5 protein-coding genes are annotated in these 5,088 nt (G+C 35.7%); all 5 read left to right on the top strand.

Features of this window, described 5'->3' with window-relative positions; genetic code table 11:
- Nucleotides 1–1,056: hypothetical protein (locus tag CH362_RS18950; RefSeq protein ID WP_208859624.1), on the top strand; the 1,056-nt coding region annotated here is incomplete at its 5' end.
- Between the two features lie 181 nt (nt 1,057–1,237).
- Nucleotides 1,238–2,074, top strand: coding sequence for an AbiJ-NTD4 domain-containing protein (locus tag CH362_RS18945; protein WP_100711883.1), 837 nt, complete (start codon nt 1,238–1,240; stop codon nt 2,072–2,074).
- A gap of 192 nt (nt 2,075–2,266) precedes the next feature.
- Nucleotides 2,267–3,079: a hypothetical protein gene (locus tag CH362_RS18935; protein ID WP_100711881.1), complete on the top strand. Its 813-nt coding sequence runs from the start codon at nt 2,267–2,269 to the stop codon at nt 3,077–3,079.
- Between the two features lie 148 nt (nt 3,080–3,227).
- Nucleotides 3,228–4,274 carry an AAA family ATPase gene (locus tag CH362_RS18930; RefSeq protein ID WP_165780298.1) on the top strand — a complete coding sequence of 349 codons (1,047 nt, stop codon included), beginning with the start codon at nt 3,228–3,230 and terminating at the stop codon, nt 4,272–4,274.
- The gene (locus CH362_RS19560; RefSeq protein WP_100711879.1) at nt 4,261–4,881 is read left to right on the top strand and encodes an HNH endonuclease; all 621 of its coding nucleotides are present in this window, start codon (nt 4,261–4,263) and stop codon (nt 4,879–4,881) included. The genes CH362_RS18930 and CH362_RS19560 overlap by 14 nt, the downstream gene beginning before the upstream one ends.
- Nucleotides 4,882–5,088 lie beyond the last annotated feature (207 nt).

Raw genomic sequence — 5,088 nt, 5'->3', positions numbered from 1 at the left:
CCACATTTGCTTCTGTCACTTCGTTTGCATAAGCAAACTCGTGCCATTGCAAACGTCGGAACACCTTGGTCGTTATGCGAAATAGCAACGGATAATATTATGAATCCTAAAAATTCTTTCGTGGAAATTCTACAGAATCTCTATCAGACTGAATCATATAAGAAGTTGGTTGTACTACGTCATTTTCAGTCGAGTCTACAATCTTTTCGTGATGACTATATGGAACTAGCGCAAGTTGTTGGTTTCACCAAAGACCCTATATTTCTCCGGCAAATAATGCCGTTAGATCAACGACCAAAAATGGAGCGTTATTTCGTAAATGTGACTCGTTCTTTCCTGCATTTTGCACATTCTGGTCAATCTTTGGCAGACCATTGTAGACTTCTACACAGGCGCTACTACGATCAGGAAGGAATATTCTCTGACTATCAAAAGAAAATCGACGATACTTTTCAGGATCCTATTAGTCATTTCATGAAACGTCTGCGTCATTTTTGTGCTCACATTGAAGTTCCAAATCTGAAGCTGCATACAAAGTGGACGAAAGAAACCGGCGTAGTTATCAGAATGATAATAGACAAAGATCATCTTCAGGATAGATGCAAAGACTGGACGACGCCAGCCCGTGAGTTTATGAATGCAACTGAAGAAATTGATGTTCTTTCTGTTAGTACGGATTACTATAATAAAGTAACAAACTTCTATTCCTGGTTCTTCCAGCGCTTAGAAGAAATTCACAAAGCAGACCGTGATTATGTTCACGAACAGGAGAGACTGGCACGACGGACTTACGGTAAGCATTTGGGTGAAAGTCTATTATCAGTTGCCGAACAAGTTGTTACAGGTCAAATGTATCCTGATGCAATATTAACCCATATCCCGTTTGAAAGCGTAGAAATTGGCGAAATCATAAATGCACACGCCGATCCTGGGGAAAGATTTGATGCATTCATAAAATTTGCCGAAGAGAATTACGGATCGGTCGATGATGCTTACAAGAAAAAAATTCGTGATATCTACATCGCCGGTGCTACTTCGCATAACTATCGGCTCTGACGCAGCGCTTCGAGATGCTTCGCACTCTCGCTTGGCCTCCGGCACATTTCGCTTTGTCACTCGCCTTGCAAAGCAAGTCTCGCGCCAAGTCCTTACGGACTCGCGAAACGTCGTCAAGCCTTGGTCGTTAGCCGAACATGACACAAAATATTTTCTTAATAGATTAGGAAGTTTGAGAAATATGGATTTTTCGCAAAGAAGTGGAATAAAGCCAGTTAAATCTGCAATTCAGATCAATGAAATTGACGAAAGATTAAAGAATGGGCTTTGGAATTGCATTTCTTTAGTTTACTTCTTTGAAATATCGAAAGTGCCTAACAATCATATTCCATACTTTGAACCATTACACAGTTTATTTATTAAGCTTTATACGGATTATTTTGTAAGACCAATTGAAGAGTTTGATCCTTATTGGCCAAAATCTCTTAAATTCATAAAAGACTACTATAATCAAGCAAAATGGAATGAGGTTTATGATTTTATTGAATTTATAGCAAATAATTATCCAAACGCTTCGATGAATCAAACTTTCATGAAAGACTGTAATAAAATTTTTACAAGAGAACTCTCTGGATACCGTTTTGTTAACTCACTCATTTCACCTATAGCGGATAGTAGCGAAGTTGCTTCCATAGAATTAGCAACAGCTCATCCATTGCAACCTGTGCGCGACCATATAAGACAATCTCTAGAGTTATTCTCAAATAGAAATAATCCAGATTTTAGAAATAGTATAAAAGAATCCATTTCTGCTGTTGAATCAATTGCCAAACTAATAGCTGGTGATGAAAAAGCGACACTTGGCCAAGCATTGACAAAATTAGGTGAAAAATATAAAATTCATTCGGCTTTCAAATCGTCTTTTGAGAAAATGTACGGTTATACTAGCGATACAAATGGAATCAGGCATGCTCTTTTAGATGAGTCTGAATTGAATTCTGACGATGCTAGATATTTCTTAATTGTTTGTTCGGCTTTTGTGAATTACATTCAGGCCAAATTCCTTGTGAAATCATGAGCTAATATATGTGTCACGTCGGCTAACTATCGGTGCTTCCGCTACGCTTCGAGCTGCTTCGCACTCTCGCTCGGGCTACGCCACATTTGCTTCAGTCACTTCGTTTGCAGAGCAAACTCGTGCCATCGCAAACGTCGGAACACCTTGGTCGTTAGTCGCAATGCTCTTGAAAATTATTATCAAAAGGATACTATGAAGAAATACATTGTTTATGGACTATTTGGAACAACGTTACTATTTCCGTTTGTAGTCATTGGAATTATCGTTTCCCAGTGGGAAAAATCGAACCTGATAGATTATTCGAAATTTGTTGAAACAGCTGAATATAAGTTTATCGTTGAAAAACTTAATGATCGAACATTTTCTAAATTTTTTTCTGAAGAAATAAATACCACTGCAGGCTTACAAGAATTTTTATCGAAGGCAGAAAAATATTTAACTGGAACCGTAAAATACGAACTCCTTGAATATAATCATAATCAAAAAATGAATGATGGGATAGTGGATAAATACACTGTTCTGCTTCTTAAAGGTATTAGAAATGATTCGATGAATTACTTCATCAAAATAACGCTGCGCCAATTAGAAGAAGATAAGATCAGTATAGTAGGAATTTATTTTAATGATCTTAACACTGATTTAGAAGAAAATTTGAGTTTGTCTTCACAAGCTTTTACTACAATGCATATAATTGCTTTGGGTATTGCACTCGCAGTTAGTCTCATTATTGTTGGTTCCTCGTATTCAATTGCTTTCAGAAATCCTCCGAAACGTCAAATGCTTTGGATGTTTTTGAATATGTTAGGTATTTCTAAATTGCTCTTTAATTGGTCTACAGCATCTTTTTCTTATCAATTGATCTATGTTAGTTTTATTGGAGTTAGTTTTTCTAAAACTGGTAACCTTGGCTCATGGCTTTTAGGTTCTAGTGTCCCAATTTTTTCAATTATTCATCTGATCAGAGCATATTATTTGCCAAAGAATGTCCAAGAGCACAGCGACTAACTATCGGTGCTTCCGCTACGCTTCGAGATTGCTTACGCAACTCTCGCTTGGGCTACGCCACATTTGCTTCAGTCGCTTCGTTTGCATGCGCAAACTCGTGCCATCGCAAACGTCGGAACACCTTGGTCGTTATACGCCATACAAAGAAATGAATCAAAGTAACTTACAAGAATACAGGAATAAAAATATTACTGTAGTAACAGGTATTAATGGAAGTGGTAAAAGTAGGTGGCTTATCGAGCAAATACAAAACAATCCACATCACTGCATAGTAGCCACAACTACTATCGAATCCAAATATTCAAAAATATCTAGACTCAAGAACTGCAATGTAATGATTCCTCATAGTCTGTATTACAATATCAATTCATTTATAACTGATTATTTCCAATTAAACTTTGAAGCATTCAATAATAAGCGGTATGTTTTCAGCAATTATTTAGAATATATTGGATTTAAGCCAAGAATCATTCTGGAAATAATAAACATTTCTGATATTTATATGATGATGGGATTAAGCGGAGACAAAGAAAGATCTGCGAAAAAGAGAGCGATTTTAGACAAATTAGATTACGACAATAGATTTTACATCGATTTAAGAGAAAATAAATTAGATGAACAAATAATCAATGTAATTGAATTAATGGAATTGTTTGGTGGCAAACGTCACGCGGGCTTGCAAATAAAATACTTATTCGAGAGAGATTCCCAATTAGTCAGTTTGAATGAACTAAGTTCTGGAGAAATTAATTTATTTCGAATAATGAGCTTCTTTCTTTTTCATATTAGAGATAATTCCTCATTGTACATTGACGAACCTGAAAACAGCCTTCATCCTAGATGGCAATATGAGTTTATTGGACAGCTCTTAGACCTTACCTACATGTATAATCCACAAATCTACATCGCCACCCATTCACCGTTTATTTTAGCAGGACTTTTTGAAGACAAAGAGCACACTCAAGAAAAGGATCACTCAATAGAAAAAATTTTGTATAATTATTTCGATTCCATTTTTCCAGATAGCTTAGTTTTGCCTGAAATCTTATCAGATAAGATAACTGGCTTCACGAAAAATATCGAAACCAAAGACGAAATAGTAAAAGCCTTTACTTCCCTAAAAAACAAAACATACACTGAGAAACAAAAAAATATCATTAATTTTGTTTCAGATAATCTAAATGATTATGATTAATTTAACAGTTAGAGACAAGGATAAATTGTCCATTTCAAGCAAACAAAATAATCCATGGGATTATCTATCAAATAATGGGTCTTACACGAAAAATAAAATTAAAACTCATATAAAAGAAAGAACTCTATTGAGGGCCAGAAGGCAAACCTTAACTTGTAGCTATTGTCAACTTGCAATTACAAATGCACGAAATGATGCATTTGACATAGATCACATTCTTCCTATATCCGTATCCTTATTTAAATGCAAATCGTTTTCATTCAAGAATCTTGCTGTGTCTTGTTCTAGATGCAATAGAACCATTAAATCGGATGATTATAGCTTTTATATCGGCAAGTCAAAAAGAGATTCGAACAAGTCAGCCAACTATTCGATCATACATCCCTTTTATGATAATATTAAGTGCCATTTAAAGGTAAGGGAAATTTATGACAATGTTAATAATATTAATCTTGTCATATATAAAATAGTAAATAATTCGCCTAAGGGTCATACTACATATGATTATTTTAAACTTCAAGATTTAGTTAAAGATTCTCTTATTAGTAGCTTGGGCATAAGAAAAATATCATACGAAAATGTATATGATCAATTATCGAATCTATAACTTTGTACGGCGTATAACTGTCGGCTCTGACGCAGCGCTTCGAGATCGCTGCGCGACTCTCGCTTGGCCTTCGGCACATTTCGCTTTGTCACTCGCCTTGCAGAGCAAGTCTCGCGCCAAGTGCTTTCGCACTCGCGAAACGTCGTCAAGCCTTGGTCGTTAGGCGCAATATCGCGATTTTCTTTTATTTTTTATTATATAAGTTTT

Origin of the sequence: Leptospira saintgironsiae, from assembly GCF_002811765.1 — a bacterium.
GTDB lineage: Bacteria > Spirochaetota > Leptospiria > Leptospirales > Leptospiraceae > Leptospira_B > Leptospira_B saintgironsiae.
This window is presented reverse-complemented; position numbering and strand designations above follow the sequence as displayed.